The sequence below is a fragment of the Flavobacterium sp. genome (assembly GCF_041392005.1).
Classification (GTDB): domain Bacteria; phylum Bacteroidota; class Bacteroidia; order Flavobacteriales; family Flavobacteriaceae; genus Flavobacterium.
This window is the reverse complement of the sequence record NZ_JAWKMX010000004.1, coordinates 25,099-42,298: the sequence shown is the minus strand read 5'-3', so window position 1 is coordinate 42,298 and position 17,200 is coordinate 25,099. Positions and strand designations below refer to the sequence as shown.

Here is a 17,200-nt window from a genome sequence, read left to right as displayed (position 1 = left end):
AAATTATTTTTGGGCTGTAAGTTCAGCAATTTTAACGATAACTTCTGTTGCTTTAATCATACTTTCCACAGGAACATATTCGTATTTTCCGTGGAAATTATGTCCGCCAGCAAAAATGTTAGGACAAGGTAATCCCATATACGATAATTGCGAACCGTCAGTTCCGCCACGAATTGGTTTAATGATTGGTTCAATTCCTAATTCTTTCATGGCTTTTTCAGCAATTTCAACAATATGGAAAACAGGTTCTACTTTTTCGCGCATGTTGAAGTATTGATCTTTTACTTCTGCAGTACAAATATTTTCTCCAAATTGTTTTGCATATTCTGCGTTAAATTGCTTTGCAATTGTGTGGATTAATTCTTTTCGTGCTTCAAATTTATCTTTATCGTGGTCGCGAATAATCAATTCAACAGTACTTTCTTCAATGCTTCCATTTAAATGATGTACATGAAAAAAACCTTCGTAACCAGTTGTTCTTTCTGGAACTTCATTTTCGGGTAATAAAGAAATAAATCGGTTTGCTAATAGCATAGAATTTATCATCTTACCTTTTGCATAACCAGGATGAACACTTTTTCCTTTAAAAGTGATTTTTGCACCTGCTGCGTTGAAGTTTTCATATTCTAATTCGCCAATTTGACTTCCATCCATAGTGTAAGCCCAATCGCAACCAAATTTAGCTACATCAAATTTATGTGCGCCACGACCAATTTCCTCATCGGGTGTAAAACCAACACGAATTTTACCATGTTTAATTTCAGGATGTTGAATTAAGTATTCCATAGCCGTCATAATTTCGGTAATTCCAGCTTTGTCATCTGCTCCTAATAGCGTAGTACCATCTGTTGTAATTAAAGTTTGACCTTTGTACAATAATAAATCTTCAAAATAATTTGGCGATAAAACAATGTTTTGCGCTGCATTTAAAACAATGTCTTGTCCGTCGTAATTTTCAATAATTTGTGGTTTTACATTGGCGCCAGTAAAATCGGGAGTTGTATCAAAATGGGCTACAAAACCAATAGTTGGTACATCGTAATCAACATTACTGGGTAGCGTTGCCATAATATAAGCATTTTCATCAATAGAAACTTCTTGCATTCCCATTGCTTTAAGCTCTTCTACCAGTTTATTGGCTAAATTCCATTGCTTTTCAGTACTTGGAGTAGTTGTTGAATTCGGATCCGATTCGGTGTCGATTGTAACGTAGCTTACAAATCTATCAATGATGTGTTGCATAACTGTATTTAATTTTGTTCAAAGATACTATATCTATACGTACAAAAGCAAAGATAAAATCTTAAAACTATGTTTAAATTTAGTGTTTGAATGCTTACTTTTGCACAAACAACAACACAATTTATGTATAAACTACTTATTCGTCCGTTACTTTTTTGTTTTGATCCCGAAAAAGTACATCATTTTACCTTTTCAGTTATTCGTTTTTTAAATAAATTAGGTTTTGGCAATCTATTTAAAATGCTATATGAAGTAAAAGACAACCGATTAGAACGTGAAGTTTTTGGATTAAAATTTAAAAATCCTGTAGGGTTAGCCGCTGGTTTTGATAAAGACGCAAAACTTTTTAAAGAATTGTCAAATTTTGGTTTTGGATTTATTGAAATAGGGACTTTAACCCCAAAATCTCAAGAAGGAAACCCCAAAAAAAGATTATTTCGTTTAAAAAAGGATAGCGCTATAATTAATAGAATGGGTTTTAATAATGGCGGGGTTTTTGCTGCAGTTGAACGATTGAAGAAAAATAAAAATGTACTTATTGGTGGAAATATTGGTAAAAATAAAGTAACACCTAATGAAAGTGCTGTTGAAGACTATATAATGTGTTTTGAGGCTTTGTATCCTTATGTTGATTATTTTGTTGTAAATGTAAGTTCGCCAAACACACCAAATTTACGCGAATTACAAGAAAAAGAACCTTTAACAAGAGTTTTGCAACAATTGCAAAATGACAATATCAAAAAACAAAAAGCAAAACCAATACTTCTTAAAAATTGCTCCCGATTTAACTAATGAACAATTAGTAGATATTATCGACATAGTAAATGAAACTAAAATTGCAGGTGTTATTGCAACCAATACAACAATTTCGAGAGATGGATTACAGTCTGAAAGTAAAAACGAAATAGGTGGACTTTCTGGCAAGCCTTTAACAAATCGTTCTACAGAAGTGATTCGTTTTTTATCAGAAAAAAGTAATAAAGCTTTTCCTATAATTGGTGTTGGAGGCATTCATTCGGCTCAAGATGCTATAGAAAAACTAGAAGCAGGAGCAAGTTTAGTGCAATTATATACGGGTTTTATTTATGAAGGACCACAATTAGTAAAAAAAATAAATAAGACTATTTTATTAAAAACGAATTTAAAAAATCAGTTATAATTCCTGTAGTAAACGCAAATGCAAAACTTAATAGCGTTCCAATTAAAACGTATTCAGTAAGTTTTCTGTCTTTTGCAGCAGTTAAATCGCCAAAGCGAAAAATTGATTTTGCAGCCAAAATGAAGCCGATAGCACTAAAATTGCCAATTATAACGAAAAATAAAACAAATAATCGTTCCAATATTCCTATGTAATTCCCTGCATTTTGTAAAGAATTTTTGTCTTTTTTCTTTTCATTTTCTGGTGCCCAAATTGAGATGATGTTTTTTATAATAATAGAACTAGGTTTTGTTACAAAAAGTATAGCTGTTCCGTATAATAATAGTTGATTGAGCACTATGTTGTTTTTTAAATTTAAAGTTGTATAATTGCTGTATTCGGTAAAAAAATAACTTGCAAAAATAATAACGAATAAATGTAAAATTTGGTCGTAAATAAATAATTTTCTTTTTGTTTTTTTAGTTTGGAAACGAAGTTTTAAATAATCGATTACACCATGAAGAAAAGCTATAGGTAATGCAATTTTCCAAGCTGAAAGTTCAAATAAAATGAGCCAAATTAACGCAAAATGGAGTAGCGTATGCCAATATAAAAACTTACTTTTAGCAATGTGCTTTTCTTTATGTTTAACCCATTTAGAGGGTTGCCAAAAAAAATCGCCCAAAATATGGGCTAAAAATAACTTTACAAAAAGTATCATTTGGCTATTGCTTTTAGTTTTTCGTTTATTTTATTATTTAGTTCTAAAATTAAATCATAATGAGCTCGTTTACCTCTTCTACTAACGGCAGCTTGATTTATACCTAGTTTTTGCCCTATTTCTTCTTGCGACAACATAGGATTTTCTAAAGCAAAATACACATATTCGGCAGATTGAGCCGTCCATTTATCCATAAAAGTAAGCCCTAATTTTAAAAACAAATTAACATCAGAATTAAAACTTTTGTTATTAGTAGTAATAGATAAATTTAGTTTTTGCTTTTTTAAATTATTAAAACCTTCACCAGAAAAAATAAAGGCAGTTCCATTACTTTCTGAAACTTTATTAGATGCAAAATCTTTATTACCAATACCAATACTCATACGAGCATCTAGCCCAATACTTTTTAGGTAGGCTTTAGTTTTTATTGATGTTAAAAAAGCCGTTTCTATATTTTGAATTTCAATCTGGAATTCGTCGCCTCTATAAATTTCCCAAGTATTTGGTGTTTCTCCAAAATTAGAAAACAACAACTTTAAACCAGTAATCCATTTTGTAGATTTGGCCTTTCTCGAGTCTATAATATCACCAGTTATTACACTTAACATATATCAAATATAGTAAAACAAGTTTTAATTTTCAAATATATTACTTTAAAATGTAATTTTTTTAATTATTACCTAAAAATGTAATATTTGTAATTATTCTTCTTTGAAGTAATTTTTTAACTATAAATTTAGCAGAAAACAATTTTATAAAACTTTTTACTTTAGTATCTTTGAAAGCCTATGAGTCAAGTAAAAATTATCGAATGCCCGCGCGATGCCATGCAAGGCATTAAAGCTTTTATTCCAACCGAAAAAAAGGTGCAATACATTCAATCGTTATTACGTGTAGGCTTTGATACTATTGATTTTGGTAGCTTTGTGTCGCCAAAAGCAATACCTCAAATGCAAGATACTGCCGAAGTTTTGGCGCAACTAGACTTATCAAAAACACAAAGCAAATTATTAGCCATAATAGCCAATACACGAGGAGCAGCATTAGCTTCGGTTCACAATGAAATACACTATTTAGGTTTTCCTTTTTCTATTTCTGAAAATTTTCAAATGCGCAATACACACAAAACAATTGCAGAGTCGATTGTTACCTTGAAAGAAATTTTAGAAATTGCCTATAAAACGAATAAAGAGGTTGTAGCCTATTTATCAATGGGATTTGGAAATCCTTATGGCGATCCTTGGAATGTAGAAATAGTAGGCGAGTGGACCGAAAAATTAGCTACTATGGGCGTGAAAATTTTATCCTTATCCGATACTATTGGAAGTTCAACACCAGAAGTAATCAATTATTTGTTTTCAAATTTAATTCCGAAGTATCCTGAAATTGAATTTGGAGCTCATTTACACACAACACCTAATTCTTGGCACGAAAAAGTAGATGCCGCCTATAAAGCTGGTTGCAAACGATTTGATGGCGCTATTAAAGGTTTTGGTGGTTGCCCAATGGCAAAAGACGATTTAACAGGTAATATGCCAACCGAAAAAATGCTTTCGTATTTTACATCCAATAAAATAAACACAAATTGCAATGCAATGAGTTTTGAAAGTGCTTATAATGAAGCCTTAAAGGTTTTTAATGTATATCATTAATTATACTAAAAATTCTTTTTTATAATAATACCTTTTTATTTTTTTATGTATATTTGTATGCAATTTAACAACTACAACTAAATTGCAATGAAAGCACACAACGCTAAAATTATAGGTGAAGGTTTAACCTATGATGATGTTCTATTAATTCCAAATTATTCTGAAATTCTTCCACGAGAAGTAAGTATTCAATCAAAATTTTCACGCAATATTACATTAAATGTTCCTATTATTTCGGCGGCAATGGATACCGTTACCGAAAGTGATATGGCTATTGCTATTGCTCGCGAAGGCGGTATAGGTGTTTTACATAAAAATATGACAATTGAACAGCAAGCGGCAGAAGTGCGTAAAGTAAAGCGTTCGGAAAGCGGAATGATAATTGATCCTGTAACCTTACCTTTAACTGCTAAAGTGGGCGATGCAAAACGTGCGATGAAAGAATACAGTATTGGGGGAATTCCAGTGGTTGATGAAAACAATGTGTTAAAAGGAATTGTAACCAATCGTGATTTGCGTTTTGAAAAAGACAACGAAAGAGCAATTACCGAGGTAATGACAGCTGAAAACCTTGTAACCGCAAAGCAAGGAACCGATTTAACGCAAGCCGAAGAAATTCTGCAAGAAAATAAAATTGAAAAATTGCCAGTAGTTAGCGAAGATTTTAAATTAATCGGGTTAATTACGTTTCGAGATATTACCAAATTAACTTTAAAACCAACCGCAAATAAAGACCAATACGGTCGTTTACGTGTTGCGGCTGCACTTGGTGTAACGGCAGATGCTGTTGAACGCGCTGGCGCGTTAGTTGCTGCTGGCGTTGATGCTGTTATTATTGATACGGCTCACGGACATACAAAAGGTGTGGTTGATGTTTTAAAACAAGTAAAAACTCAATTTCCTCAATTAGATGTGGTAGTAGGAAATATTGCAACACCAGAAGCGGCTCAATATTTAGTTGAAAATGGTGCCGATGGTGTTAAAGTAGGTATTGGCCCAGGTTCTATTTGTACTACACGTGTGGTGGCAGGTGTAGGTTTTCCACAATTTTCTGCGGTTTTAGAAGTGGCTGCTGCTATTAAAGGTAGTGGTGTTCCAGTAATTGCAGATGGTGGTGTGCGTTATACGGGCGATATTCCTAAAGCTTTAGCTGCTGGAGCGGATTGTGTGATGTTAGGTTCTATGTTAGCCGGAACAAAAGAATCGCCGGGTGAAACTATCATTTTTGAAGGAAGAAAATTCAAATCGTATAGAGGAATGGGTTCTGTAGAAGCTATGAAACAAGGTTCTAAAGATCGTTATTTTCAAGATGTTGAAGACGATGTGAAAAAGTTAGTTCCAGAAGGAATTGTAGGTCGTGTGCCTTATAAAGGAGAATTAGCCGAAAGTATGTTGCAATTTGTTGGCGGACTTAGAGCTGGTATGGGATATTGCGGTGCAAAAGATATTCCATCGTTACAAGAATCGTCTCGTTTTGTTCGTTTAACAGCAAGTGGAATAGGGGAAAGCCATCCGCATAATGTTACGATTACCAAAGAAGCGCCTAATTATTCTAGATAGTTTTTAGTAAAATATAAACTGAGATAAAAAAGCAAGCAGCAAACGCTTGCTTTTTTATTTGTAGGAAGCATGACCCTACAAAGCTGTGCTTTGAAAATAAAACAAATAAAAAAATGCTAAAGTAAAACTTAGCATTTTTTATTATTGTTCTATTTATTCGTGGGGAGAGCAGGATTCGAACCTGCGAAGACATAGTCAGCAGATTTACAGTCTGCCCTCGTTGGCCGCTTGAGTATCTCCCCAGCCTTTGCTTTACTTGATAAAGCGGTTGCAAATATAGCATTGTTTTTATTACTTACAAACGATTTTTTTTACAAATTTTTATAAATTTTGTAAGTGTTTGGTTATGAAAAAAATAAAACTCCCGAAAAGGGAGTTTTTAGTAAACTTGTAGCTAAAAATTGCTATTATTTATTTTAAAAGCTCAATAACTTTTGCTTTTAACTCTTCGCCGCGTAAATCGCGAGCTACAATAACGCCTTTTTCGTCTAGAATAAAAGTAGCAGGAATACCGGTTACGTTATACATTTGTGCAATAGGTTCTTGCCAATGTTTTAGGTTTGAAATATGATTCCATGTTAAACCATCTTTTGTTATTGCTTCTTTCCATTTATTTGCATCTTTATCTAACGAAACACCAATAATGTTTAAACCTTTCTCGTGAAATTCGTTATATAAAGCTACTACATTAGGGTTTTCCATTCGACAAGGGCCACACCAAGATGCCCAAAAATCGATAATAGTAACTTTACCCAAACTTTCTTTTAACGAAATAGTTTTACCTTCTGGCGATGGTGCTGAAAAATTAGGCGCTTCTTTTCCTATTTCGGTTTTTAAAACTTTATCGAAAACAGCTTTCATATTTTTTCCTTTTGCACTGTTTTGTAACGATTCGTCTAACGAATTAAAAAGCGTAAAGCAATCGCCTACCGATTCGGCTTGGCTGCCTAATAAATTTTCCAAAAATAATAGTGATACAAAACTGTTGTTATGTTCTTGTATGAATTTTTTAGATAAATTATTTATTTGGGTTTTAAACTCAAAGTTTTCTTTAATTAAACGGTTTAAAGTTGCCGTATCGTTTTCTTTTTGTGCATTTTCCCAAACTTTTATATTATCTTTTTTAAATTTGGTCATTTTTTTACCAATTACATTTGATTGGGTATTGAAATCATTCAATAAAATATTATTTTTTGTTCCACCTATTTTAGAATTAAAAATACTATCGTTATTAAGGTTCAATTCTATAGTTCCTTCTTCTAGTATAAATGGAAAAGTTTTACCCATATCTACTGCTAGGTAGGCTAATTCTATTTCAGATACATTGCCCTTAAAAGCAAATTGTCCTTTTTCAATAATGGTAGAATCTATAGAAATAGGTTGTCTTAAACTATCGATGGTTTTTATAAATAATTTTGTTCCATCGTGAACGTTATTTATAGTTCCTTTTACGATGTATTCATTTTTGGCTTCTTCTTTACAAGAAAGCGTTATAATTGCAAGCGCAAGTAGTAACGATATTTTTTTCATTTTAAATAATTTTAGGCAAATATATTATTATTTAATAGTTTCTAAATAATAAATAGGTTTAATTTTTTCATAAAAAAATCAGACTTTTATGTCTGATTTTAAATAATCAATTAATACATTATTTTAATGTTGATGGGCAAACATAATTAGTTAACGGAACATTAGTATTTCTAATTCCTGCCATTCCTTTTTCTATATTTATCATGTTATGATAACCACGAGATTTCATAATGGAAGCCCAAATTACTGAACGATAACCACCAGCGCAATGCACATAAAAAGTATCTTCTTTTGGTATTTTAGCTAAATGGTCGTTAATATAATCAAGAGGAACAAAAATAGCATTTTCGATGTGTTCTGCATCAAATTCGCCTTGTTTTCTAGCATCAATAACAATAGCATTTTCGTAGTTTTTAGCGAATTCTTCTGGCGTAACCGATTGTAGGGAATCGGTTTCAAAACCAGCTTCTTTCCAAGCATTAATTCCACCATTTAGATAGCCTAAGGTATTATCGAAACCAACTCGCGACAAACGAGTAATAGTTTCTTGTTCTTTTCCTTGCGGCGTAACTAACAAAATAGGTTGCTGTACATCTTTTATTAAAGCACCAACCCATGGTGCAAATTGCCCGTGTAGTCCAATAAAAATTGAACCTGGTATATGTTCTTTTATAAAATCGTTTTCGTGGCGAACATCTAAAATTACAGCTTCTTGTTGGTTTGCAATAGTTTCAAACTCTTTAGCAGACAATGCTTTGCTTCCTTTTTGAATTATGGTATCTAAACTTTCGTAACCTTGAATATTCATTAACACGTTTTGAGGAAAATAGGCTGGAGGAGGAGTAAGTCCGTCTAAAAGTTCTTTTTTAAATTCTTCAACAGTCATATCTGCACGCAGTGCATAATTTGTTTTCTTTTGGTTGCCTAATGTATCTGTAGTTTCTTTGCTCATGTTTTTTCCACAAGCACTGCCCGCACCATGATTTGGAAAAACAATTAAATCGTCTGATAACGGCATAATTTTATTGCGTAATGAATAGTATAATTTTTCGGCTAATATATCTTGCGTTAAATCTTCTACTAATTTTTGGGCTAAATCTGGTCGGCCAACATCGCCAATAAACAAAGTATCGCCTGTAATTATACCATATTCTTTTCCGTTTTCATCAATAAGTAAATAGGTTGTGCTTTCTAGCGTATGACCAGGTGTGTGAAGTGCTTTTATGGTATAATTTCCTACTTTAAACTCTTGGTTATCTTCGGCAATTATAGCATCAAAATTAGGTTTAGCTGTTGGCCCATAAACAATTTTCGCACCTGTTTTTTTTGCTAAATCGAGATGTCCCGAAACAAAATCGGCATGAAAATGCGTTTCGAAAATGTACTTAATTTTAGCATTATCTTTAGTTGCTCTATCTAGGTAAGGTTGTACTTCGCGAAGTGGATCAAAAATTGCGGCTTCGCCATTGTTTTCGATGTAATATGCTGCATGAGCAATGCAACCAGTATATATTTGTTCTACTTTCATACAAAAAATTTAAGATTGTAAAGGTACTTATTTTTGATGTAAAATGTGTTACAAATGTTACGTTAAATAATTTTTAAAAATCTAAAATTTCAATTTTATTTCGATTTAATTTAATTTTATTTTGTAGCTCTAAGCTTTTTAAAATTCTAGAAATTACTACTCTCGATGTGTTCATATCGTAAGCAATTTGTTGATGTGTGTTAAGAATTTCGGTAGTTCCGAGAACTTTAGCTTTATCGGTTAAATATTTGAATAAACGTTCGTCTAAATTCATAAATGCTAATGTATCAATAGCTTCTAGCATTTCATTTAAACGAACATTATAACTATCAAACACAAAGTTACGCCACGATTTGTATTTGGTAAGCCATTCTTCCATTTTTTCAATAGGAATCATAACGAGTGTACCATTGGTTTCGGCAATAGCTCTAATTTTACTTTTCGATTTTCCTAAGCAGCAAGTTAATGTCATGGCACAAGTATCGCCTCGTTCTAAAAAGTATAAAAGAATTTCATCGCCTTTTTCATCTTCACGAAGAATTTTAATAGCGCCTTCTATTAATAATGGCATTGATTTTATATTGTCGCCAATTTCAATTAAATAATCATCAGCTTTAAATTTTTTGAACGAAGCAATTGAAGCAATTTCATTAATAAGCTCGTTTTCGAATATAAAACCATAGGCTTGTAATAGTTCTTCTTTCATTTTTTAAATTTTTGTAAATATAAGATTTTTGAAAATGGTTTGAATATAATGTTGTTGAAAATTAAATGGTTTATTAATTTAAAATAATTAATTTTGTGCAAGAATAAATATTTCGAAATAACTAATGGAAACCTTAAAAACACCCGTTTTTAAAAGAGCTTCTAAAGATGATTTTTTCAAAAAAATGATTAAAGAAGTTCAAGAAAAAGTACTTACGAATAAAAATATTCAACGAAAAAATATTTATAAAGCGCTATTCTTGTTGTTTTTGTTTTGCGTTTTTTATGCTTGTATTTTACTATTTGGTAATACCACAAAGTTACTGTTTTTGTTTTATATTTTAATGGGTTTTAGCATGATAGTGTTATTCGTAAATTCTTTTCACGATGCGGCGCATAATGCTGTTTTCTTTTCTAAGAAACAAAATAGATGGTTTTGTTATGTGCTAGAACTTTTTGGTAGTAATAGTGAAATATGGATTCAGCGTCATATTTTATTGCATCATCCGTTTCCTAATGTTCAAAATTGGGATTGCGATATTAAACAAAGTGATTTGGTTCGATTATTTCCTAATTCTAAATGGTACCATTTTCATAAATATCAGCATATTTACATGTGGTTTTTGTATCCGTTTTATACATTAATATGGTTGTTTAGTAGAGACTTTAAAGATTTTTTTGGAACCAAAGATAATTATTTGAAAAGAGTTTACACTATTCCAAAAATTGAGTATGTAAAGCTTTTTGTTTCAAAGTTGTTTATGTTATTTTATATGTTAGGCATTCCATATTTGGTTTTAGACCAAAAGTTTTCTACTATATTTTTAGCTTGGTTTGCCATGCACTTGTGTTCGAGTGTTGTAGGTGTAGTGGCTTTAATTTCTACTCATGTAGATGAAGAGGCTGTTTTTCCTATGCCACCCGAAGATGGTAAAATGAGTATGACGTGGGTAGAGCATCAATTAACCGTAACAAAAGATTTTAGCGCAGGAAATCCAATTGCCGATTTTTTATATGGTGGTTTCACGCATCATGTAGCGCATCATTTGTTTCCAACTGTTGGGCATACCTATTATCCAAAAATTACACCTATAATTCGAAAATATGCTGCAACTTATAATATGCCATATACATGTTATCCTGTTTTCCATGCCATTCGTTCGCATTTTAGGTTGTTGAAAAACAGTGGCGCTTCTGCCACAATTTTTAGTCACGGTGAATTATAATTATTCAACTTTTTATAAGCATACTTTTTGCATTTTTACTGAAATTAATGAAGTAGAAATTAATAATTTTAAACCATCGTTTGTCAGTAAAAAAGGAAGTATTTATTATTTTACAGAAAAAGGTGTGTATAGAAAAGCCAACCATTGGGGTAAAGTAGGTAATTGCTACTGGCGGTTACTGTCATTAACTAATAATAAAGTAAATCAAACGATGCGAACTGCTTTTGCCAAATGGAACGATTTTTATGTTTATAACAATTATGAAAAATTATTTTATTTAGAGTACGATAAAACCCGTAATGTAGTACTATTTAATCATAAAAATAATCCTAATTACAATGGTATTGCACAACTTCGAAACACCGCAGCGACGAAGAAAGCAATTATAGATTGTAATTTAATATTAAATTCTGAACAAAGTTTACGCTATCTTATTACTGATTCTATTGAAGAATTAAAAAATGAATTCTTATACAAAATAATAAATTCAGATATTACTTTAAGTCAATTAAAACGAAACTATTTGAAAAAATAATAGTTTATTCTTTTTAAAAACAATTAGTTAAAAAAAATAACTACATTTAACTACAAAAACGAACCAATTATGAATGTATTTCATCAACCAAAGCAACACGATATTTTTATTAGAGTATTATTACTATTACTATTGCTATTATTTATTTATTTAATTCAAGATTATATTATTTCATTAGTACTAGCTGTTGTTTTTGCCGCATTGTTATATCCTACCTATAATTGGTTACTAAAAAAAACAAAAGGACGCAAATCGCTTTCGTCAATAGGAACAGTTCTTTTCTTTTTAAGTATGATAGTAGTGCCTACCTTCTTTTTAATTCAACAAATTATTAGCCAAGCCATAATGGTGTCTGATATTATTATTCCATTTGTTCAAGAAAATTTAATAGATGTCGATGGTAATTCGTTAAAGCATTTGCCTAGTTGGTTTCCGTTTAAAGATAATTTAGAACCTTATTCTTCAGAAATTTTACAAAAATCGTCTGAATTAGTTGCAAAAATGAGCAATTTTATAGTAAGTTCTTTAACGGGTTTAACCCAAGGTACGTTTATATTCTTCATCAATTTTTTTGTTATGCTTTATGCAATGTATTATTTTTTAATTGAAGGCGAAGCAATGCTAGAATCGTTACCAAATTACATTCCGTTTACAAAAAAGGAATTTAAATTAATAAAAGATCAAGTAAAGTCGATAACAAAAGCTACTTTAAAAGGTGCTTTTTTAATAGGTATTATACAAGGCATTTTAGTAGGAATAGGATTAGCAGTAGCAGGAATTCCGGGGGCTATTTTTTGGGGTTCTGTAGCAGCATTACTGTCGTTAATACCTAGTGTGGGAAGTTCGTTAATTTATGTTCCAGCGGCAATTTATTTGTTTGTTACTGGTAATACCCTTGGTGGAACGTTAATGCTAATTTGGGGTTTTGGAGTGGTAAGTTCTGTTGATAATTTTTTGCGACCTTTTTTAATTGGGAAAGACATTCAAATGCCCGATATTTTAATTTTAATTAGTACCCTTGGTGGTATTACTTTTTTTGGAATATCAGGTATTATTTTAGGGCCATTAATTGCGGGTTTATTTTTAACAATGCTAAAAATTTACAAAAATTCAAACTTGGCTAATTAATTTAGTCGAAATTTAAACGTAAGGTTATTTCCCCACGCAATATCTTTTTTCTCTTTATTCATGAGGGTTTGAAAGGGTAAAGGTGTACAAAAGGTGTTAATTTAAAATACTATTTTTTATTCCTTTTTCTAATTATTTCTTTCAAATATAATGTATTTGAAAATAAAGTTCCTATCTTTGTTAACCATTTGGTTAATCTAAAAAGTTAATACATGTCAACTGAAGAAAAAATATTCGAAGCCGCATTTAAAGTTTTTCAAAGAAAAGGTTTTAGTGGTGCAAGAATGCAAGAAATAGCTGATGAAGCAGAAATCAATAAGGCGATGCTTCATTATTTTTTTAGAAGTAAAGAAAAATTATTTGAAGCCGTATTCTTAAAAGCTTTTGGAAAATTAGCTCCTCAAATCAATCAAATATTTAATTCCGAAGATTCTGTTTTTATTAAAATTGAAAAATTCACGGAAAGCTACATCAATTTTGTGCTAGAATATCCATTTTTACCGCAATTCATTGTTCAAGAGATGAATAATAATAGTGAATTTGTCTCTAAGTTTTTAAATGTCGAAAACCGACCAAATCCCATAAAACTGATCGCGCAAATTCAAAAAGAAATTGAATTAGGAATTATAAAACCAATTCATCCTAAACAATTATTATTAGATATTTTCTCCATGACAATTTTCTCATTTGCAGCGCAAGGTTTAGTAAAAGGCATGTTACAGTTAACGGATGACGATTTTAAGTTTTTAATGATTGAACGTAAGCAACATATCAGCAATCAAATTATAATGGCAATTAAAAAATGATGAAAAAGTATATAATAATTATAAGTTTTTTTCTATTTCAAGTAGTTATTGCGCAAGAGCAACTCACATTAGAAAAATGCTATCAATTGATTGAAACTAATTATCCATTAGCAAAGCAAAACGATATTTTAAAAAATCAACTTGAAGTTCAAACGGAAGCTTTTAATAAAGATAAATTACCAAAAGTTTCATTTAATGCTCAAGCAACATATCAATCGGAAGTTACCCGAGTGCCATTTTCAATGCCAAATACTACTATTGAACCACTTAACAAAGACCAATATCGAGCTACTTTAGATGTAAACCAACTCATCTATAATGGAAATATTATTGAAGCGCAAACCAATTTAAAAACAGCTCAAACCAAAACACAACAGCAACAGGTAAAAGTTTCTTTACACCAATTAAAAAATCTTGTAAATCAGTATTATTTTGGAATTTTATTGTTGCAAAAAAAGCAAGAATTAATAACGGCAAAGAAAACATTACTTCAACAAAAAATAAAAGAAATTCAGGCTGCAGTTAAATTTGGTGCTGTTTTGCCTTCATCGGAACAAGTTATTGAAGCTGAAATTATTAAAATCAATCAGCAATCGAACGATATTCGTTACGAAAAATTAAAACTCTTCAATCATCTAAATAAATTAACTGATGCAAACTTTAATGAAGATACAGAATTAGTAGAAAACATAACTACATTAAGTGTTGAAGGAAATCGTCCTGAATACGAATTATTTGAATTGCAAAACCAACAAATAGACGCAAATAAAAACCTTATTTCTAAAAGTAATGCTCCAAAAGTAAATGCTTTTGCACAAGGTGGTTATGGAAATCCTGCTTTAAATATGTTAAACAACTCATTTGAAACTTTTTATATGGCTGGAATTCGATTAAACTGGACATTATTCGATTGGAATAAAACCAAAAAAGAAAAAGAAGCTTTAGAAATTTCGAAACAGCTTATTGAAATCGAAAAAGAAACCTTTGAGATTAACCTAAATAGTCAATTACAAGAAATGAATTTTGAAATAGAACGTATTAAAGAACAATTAGTTAGCGATAATGAGATTGTCCAATTGCGAGAAAAAATTGTTCGTTCTGCTGAAGCACAAATGAAAAATGGGGTTATCACTTCATCAGATTATTTGAATGAAGTTACTCAACTTTTTGAAGCTAAAATCAACGAACAAACACATAAAGTTCAATTAGAATTGGCAAAAGCGAATTATCAAATTATTAAAGGAAATTAAATCGACATAAAATGAAAACATTCATAAAAATAATTCTTGTTTCAATAGTATTGTCAAGTTGTAATAAAAACAACGAAAATGCTGATGCATACGGAAATTTTGAAACTACCGAAGTTACCGTTTCCTCTGAAGCAAACGGTAAAATTGAGTTTTTAAATATTGAAGAAGGAAATGAAATCAAAAAAGGTCAAGTTGTAGCTTTAATCGATACGCTTCAATTGCATTTTAATAAAGAACAACTTAAAGCTTCTATAGCAACGGTTCAATCCAAATCAGCTTCGGTTTTATCACAAATATCTGTTTTAAACGAACAATTAAAAACCGCTAAAATTGAACAGAATAGAATTTTAAACATGTTCAACGAAAATGCAGCAACAAAAAGACAAGTAGATGAAATTGAAGGAAAAGTTAATGTAATCAACAAACAAATTAATAGTGTTCAAACGCAAAATGCACCTATTTTAAATGAAGTCAAATCTATTGAAGTTCAAATTGCAAAATTAGAAGACCAGATAAAAAAATCGCAAGTTATTAATCCAATTGACGGAACAGTTTTAACAAAATATGCCGAAGCATCAGAAATTACGGCCTTTGGAAAACCACTTTATAAAATTGCCAATCTTAATGAAATGGAGCTTCGTGTGTATTTTTCAGAGACACAGTTACCACAAATAAAAATTGGTCAGCATGTAAAAATTGTTATCGATTCTAATGATAGCACAAAATCCTACAACGGAACAATCTCTTGGATAAGTTCGCAAGCCGAGTTTACACCAAAAGTAATTCAAACCAAAGAAGAAAGAACCAATTTAGTTTACGCTGTAAAAGTAAAAGTAAAAAACGACGGAAGTTTAAAAATAGGAATGCCAGCTGAAGTATGGCTTAATTAATAATTAGATTCAGAATGAAAAAAGTATTATTTATCGCAATGTTATCTATTGCAATTGGATGCAAATCAACCAAAACAAATTCAAAATCAACAACTATGAACTTAAACAACTTACATACCGAAGATAAAGCTGTTCAAACAAACCTATTGTTTCAACCAAGTGAAGCTAAAGTGATTTCATTGCAAATTGCTAAAAACGAACAATTAAAAGAACACATAACAAAAGTTCCAGCTTTGTTAGTATGTGTAAATGGAAATGCTACTTATAATGACGAAAATGGAACATCTGTTCAATTACAATCGGGAGATTATTTCAATATTCCTGTAAATGTAAAACATTGGGTAGATGCACATGAAAAAAGTAATTTTTTATTGATAAAATAATTTATGAGTATTTCGGTTCAAAATATATCCAAAAGTTACAAAGAGGTTCAGGCGCTACAAAACATTAGTTTTGAAGTAAATGAAGGTGAGCTCTTTGGATTAATTGGTCCAGATGGAGCGGGCAAAACTACTCTTTTTCGTTTACTCACTACTTTACTTATTCCTAATGAAGGAAATGCAACAGTAGCCGAATATGACATTATAAAAAATGTAAAAGAAATTAGAAATGCTGTAGGTTATATGCCAGGTAAATTCTCTTTATATCAAGATTTAACCATAGCAGAAAATTTAGAGTTTTTTGCAACCATTTTTGGTACAACTGTAGAAGAAAATTACGATTTAATCGAAGATATTTATGTGCAGATTGAACCTTTTAAAAATAGAAGAGCTGGAGCCTTATCAGGTGGAATGAAACAAAAATTGGCATTATGCTGCGCCTTGATTCATAAACCTAAAGTTTTGTTTTTAGACGAACCTACAACTGGAGTTGATCCTGTTTCGAGAAAGGAATTTTGGGAAATGCTCAAGCGATTAAAACAAAAAGGAATTACAATTTTAGTATCTACTCCTTATATGGATGAAGCCTCTTTGTGTGATAGAATTGCTTTAATTCAAGAAGGAAAAATATTAAAAATAGATTCGCCTGAAAACATTGTGAATTCGTATGAAAAAGCAATTTACGAAGTAAAATCAGATACGATGTATCAATTAATTGAAGATTTAAAAGCATTTCCATCAAGTTATAGCGTGTATGCTTTTGGTGAATTTGTTCATTATACTGATAAAGGCGATTTATTTAAAATTGAAAACTTAATGAGTTATTTAGCCGAAAAAGGGCATCAAAATATTACCATTCAAAAAGCAAAAACAAGTATTGAAGATGTTTTTATGGATTTATAAATGGAA

The 17,200-nt window shown here is 30.9% G+C and carries 16 protein-coding genes, 1 tRNA gene and 1 pseudogene; 11 read left to right on the top strand and 7 right to left on the bottom strand.

Annotated elements, in window-relative coordinates; genetic code table 11:
* Window positions 1-3: 3 nt before the first annotated feature.
* Entirely contained in the window at window positions 4-1,242 is a 1,239-nt protein-coding gene (pepT, locus tag R2808_RS03670) for a peptidase T (protein ID WP_371269605.1), read from the bottom strand.
* Window positions 1,243-1,365: 123 nt separating this feature from the next.
* Between pepT and R2808_RS03665 the strand changes: the two are divergent.
* Window positions 1,366-2,401: pseudogene (locus R2808_RS03665) on the top strand (quinone-dependent dihydroorotate dehydrogenase).
* On the opposite strand, the gene R2808_RS03660 reads toward R2808_RS03665, so the two are convergent.
* Both R2808_RS03660 and R2808_RS03655 read right to left on the bottom strand, forming a co-directional pair.
* Window positions 2,364-3,101 (bottom strand): DUF3307 domain-containing protein, encoded by a 738-nt coding sequence (locus tag R2808_RS03660; protein WP_371269604.1) that lies wholly within the window; start codon window positions 3,099-3,101, stop codon window positions 2,364-2,366. The pseudogene R2808_RS03665 and the gene R2808_RS03660 overlap by 38 nt on opposite strands.
* On the bottom strand, window positions 3,098-3,709 hold the full coding sequence (locus R2808_RS03655; RefSeq protein WP_371269603.1) for a hypothetical protein: 612 nt from the start codon (window positions 3,707-3,709) through the stop codon (window positions 3,098-3,100). The genes R2808_RS03660 and R2808_RS03655 overlap by 4 nt, the downstream gene beginning before the upstream one ends.
* A gap of 180 nt (window positions 3,710-3,889) precedes the next feature.
* Here R2808_RS03655 and R2808_RS03650 point away from each other — a divergent pair, with 180 nt between their 5' ends.
* Entirely contained in the window at window positions 3,890-4,753 is an 864-nt protein-coding gene (locus R2808_RS03650) for a hydroxymethylglutaryl-CoA lyase (RefSeq protein WP_371269602.1), read from the top strand.
* A gap of 87 nt (window positions 4,754-4,840) precedes the next feature.
* On the top strand, window positions 4,841-6,313 hold the full coding sequence (gene guaB, locus R2808_RS03645) for an IMP dehydrogenase (protein WP_371269601.1): 1,473 nt from the start codon (window positions 4,841-4,843) through the stop codon (window positions 6,311-6,313).
* 160 nt (window positions 6,314-6,473) lie between these two features.
* Here the strand turns inward: guaB and R2808_RS03640 are convergent.
* From R2808_RS03640 to R2808_RS03625, 4 genes are all read right to left on the bottom strand, one after another.
* Window positions 6,474-6,555 (bottom strand) — tRNA-Tyr (locus tag R2808_RS03640).
* Window positions 6,556-6,724: 169 nt separating this feature from the next.
* Complete coding sequence (locus tag R2808_RS03635; RefSeq protein ID WP_371269600.1) at window positions 6,725-7,843, bottom strand: redoxin domain-containing protein; 1,119 nt, start codon at window positions 7,841-7,843, stop codon at window positions 6,725-6,727.
* A gap of 118 nt (window positions 7,844-7,961) precedes the next feature.
* On the bottom strand, window positions 7,962-9,371 hold the full coding sequence (locus R2808_RS03630) for a rhodanese-like domain-containing protein (RefSeq protein ID WP_371269599.1): 1,410 nt from the start codon (window positions 9,369-9,371) through the stop codon (window positions 7,962-7,964).
* A gap of 73 nt (window positions 9,372-9,444) precedes the next feature.
* Window positions 9,445-10,077 carry a Crp/Fnr family transcriptional regulator gene (locus R2808_RS03625; RefSeq protein WP_371269598.1) on the bottom strand — a complete coding sequence of 211 codons (633 nt, stop codon included), beginning with the start codon at window positions 10,075-10,077 and terminating at the stop codon, window positions 9,445-9,447.
* Window positions 10,078-10,201: 124 nt separating this feature from the next.
* Between R2808_RS03625 and R2808_RS03620 the strand changes: the two genes are divergently transcribed.
* From R2808_RS03620 to R2808_RS03585, 8 genes are all read left to right on the top strand, one after another.
* Window positions 10,202-11,302 (top strand): fatty acid desaturase, encoded by a 1,101-nt coding sequence (locus R2808_RS03620; RefSeq protein WP_371269597.1) that lies wholly within the window; start codon window positions 10,202-10,204, stop codon window positions 11,300-11,302.
* A complete protein-coding gene (locus R2808_RS03615) occupies window positions 11,292-11,837 on the top strand; it encodes a hypothetical protein (protein WP_371269596.1) in 546 nt (181 codons plus the stop codon). Before R2808_RS03620 ends, R2808_RS03615 begins: the two co-directional genes overlap by 11 nt.
* Window positions 11,838-11,906: 69 nt before the next feature.
* Window positions 11,907-12,965: an AI-2E family transporter gene (locus R2808_RS03610; protein ID WP_371269595.1), complete on the top strand. Its 1,059-nt coding sequence runs from the start codon at window positions 11,907-11,909 to the stop codon at window positions 12,963-12,965.
* A 212-nt stretch (window positions 12,966-13,177) separates the two neighbouring features.
* Complete coding sequence (locus tag R2808_RS03605; RefSeq protein WP_371269594.1) at window positions 13,178-13,771, top strand: TetR/AcrR family transcriptional regulator; 594 nt, start codon at window positions 13,178-13,180, stop codon at window positions 13,769-13,771.
* A complete protein-coding gene (locus R2808_RS03600) occupies window positions 13,768-15,021 on the top strand; it encodes a TolC family protein (protein ID WP_371269593.1) in 1,254 nt (417 codons plus the stop codon). Before R2808_RS03605 ends, R2808_RS03600 begins: the two co-directional genes overlap by 4 nt.
* An 11-nt stretch (window positions 15,022-15,032) precedes the next feature.
* Window positions 15,033-15,911, top strand: a complete 879-nt coding sequence (locus tag R2808_RS03595) for an HlyD family secretion protein (protein ID WP_371269592.1) — start codon at window positions 15,033-15,035, stop codon at window positions 15,909-15,911.
* A gap of 14 nt (window positions 15,912-15,925) precedes the next feature.
* On the top strand, window positions 15,926-16,294 hold the full coding sequence (locus R2808_RS03590) for a hypothetical protein (RefSeq protein WP_227658661.1): 369 nt from the start codon (window positions 15,926-15,928) through the stop codon (window positions 16,292-16,294).
* A 3-nt stretch (window positions 16,295-16,297) separates the two neighbouring features.
* Window positions 16,298-17,194, top strand: a complete 897-nt coding sequence (locus R2808_RS03585; RefSeq protein WP_371269591.1) for an ABC transporter ATP-binding protein — start codon at window positions 16,298-16,300, stop codon at window positions 17,192-17,194.
* Window positions 17,195-17,200: the final 6 nt, after the last annotated feature.

What these genes read in the sequence shown, in the direction of transcription:
- pepT (WP_371269605.1), bottom strand. Translation starts at nt 1,242, where the DNA reads ATGCAACACATCATTGATAGATTTGTAAGCTACGTTACAATCGACACC.
- R2808_RS03660 (WP_371269604.1), bottom strand. Translation starts at nt 3,101, where the DNA reads ATGATACTTTTTGTAAAGTTATTTTTAGCCCATATTTTGGGCGATTTT.
- R2808_RS03655 (WP_371269603.1), bottom strand. Translation starts at nt 3,709, where the DNA reads ATGTTAAGTGTAATAACTGGTGATATTATAGACTCGAGAAAGGCCAAA.
- R2808_RS03650 (WP_371269602.1), top strand. Translation starts at nt 3,890, where the DNA reads ATGAGTCAAGTAAAAATTATCGAATGCCCGCGCGATGCCATGCAAGGC.
- guaB (WP_371269601.1), top strand. Translation starts at nt 4,841, where the DNA reads ATGAAAGCACACAACGCTAAAATTATAGGTGAAGGTTTAACCTATGAT.
- R2808_RS03635 (WP_371269600.1), bottom strand. Translation starts at nt 7,843, where the DNA reads ATGAAAAAAATATCGTTACTACTTGCGCTTGCAATTATAACGCTTTCT.
- R2808_RS03630 (WP_371269599.1), bottom strand. Translation starts at nt 9,371, where the DNA reads ATGAAAGTAGAACAAATATATACTGGTTGCATTGCTCATGCAGCATAT.
- R2808_RS03625 (WP_371269598.1), bottom strand. Translation starts at nt 10,077, where the DNA reads ATGAAAGAAGAACTATTACAAGCCTATGGTTTTATATTCGAAAACGAG.
- R2808_RS03620 (WP_371269597.1), top strand. Translation starts at nt 10,202, where the DNA reads ATGGAAACCTTAAAAACACCCGTTTTTAAAAGAGCTTCTAAAGATGAT.
- R2808_RS03610 (WP_371269595.1), top strand. Translation starts at nt 11,907, where the DNA reads ATGAATGTATTTCATCAACCAAAGCAACACGATATTTTTATTAGAGTA.
- R2808_RS03605 (WP_371269594.1), top strand. Translation starts at nt 13,178, where the DNA reads ATGTCAACTGAAGAAAAAATATTCGAAGCCGCATTTAAAGTTTTTCAA.
- R2808_RS03600 (WP_371269593.1), top strand. Translation starts at nt 13,768, where the DNA reads ATGATGAAAAAGTATATAATAATTATAAGTTTTTTTCTATTTCAAGTA.
- R2808_RS03595 (WP_371269592.1), top strand. Translation starts at nt 15,033, where the DNA reads ATGAAAACATTCATAAAAATAATTCTTGTTTCAATAGTATTGTCAAGT.
- R2808_RS03590 (WP_227658661.1), top strand. Translation starts at nt 15,926, where the DNA reads ATGAAAAAAGTATTATTTATCGCAATGTTATCTATTGCAATTGGATGC.
- R2808_RS03585 (WP_371269591.1), top strand. Translation starts at nt 16,298, where the DNA reads ATGAGTATTTCGGTTCAAAATATATCCAAAAGTTACAAAGAGGTTCAG.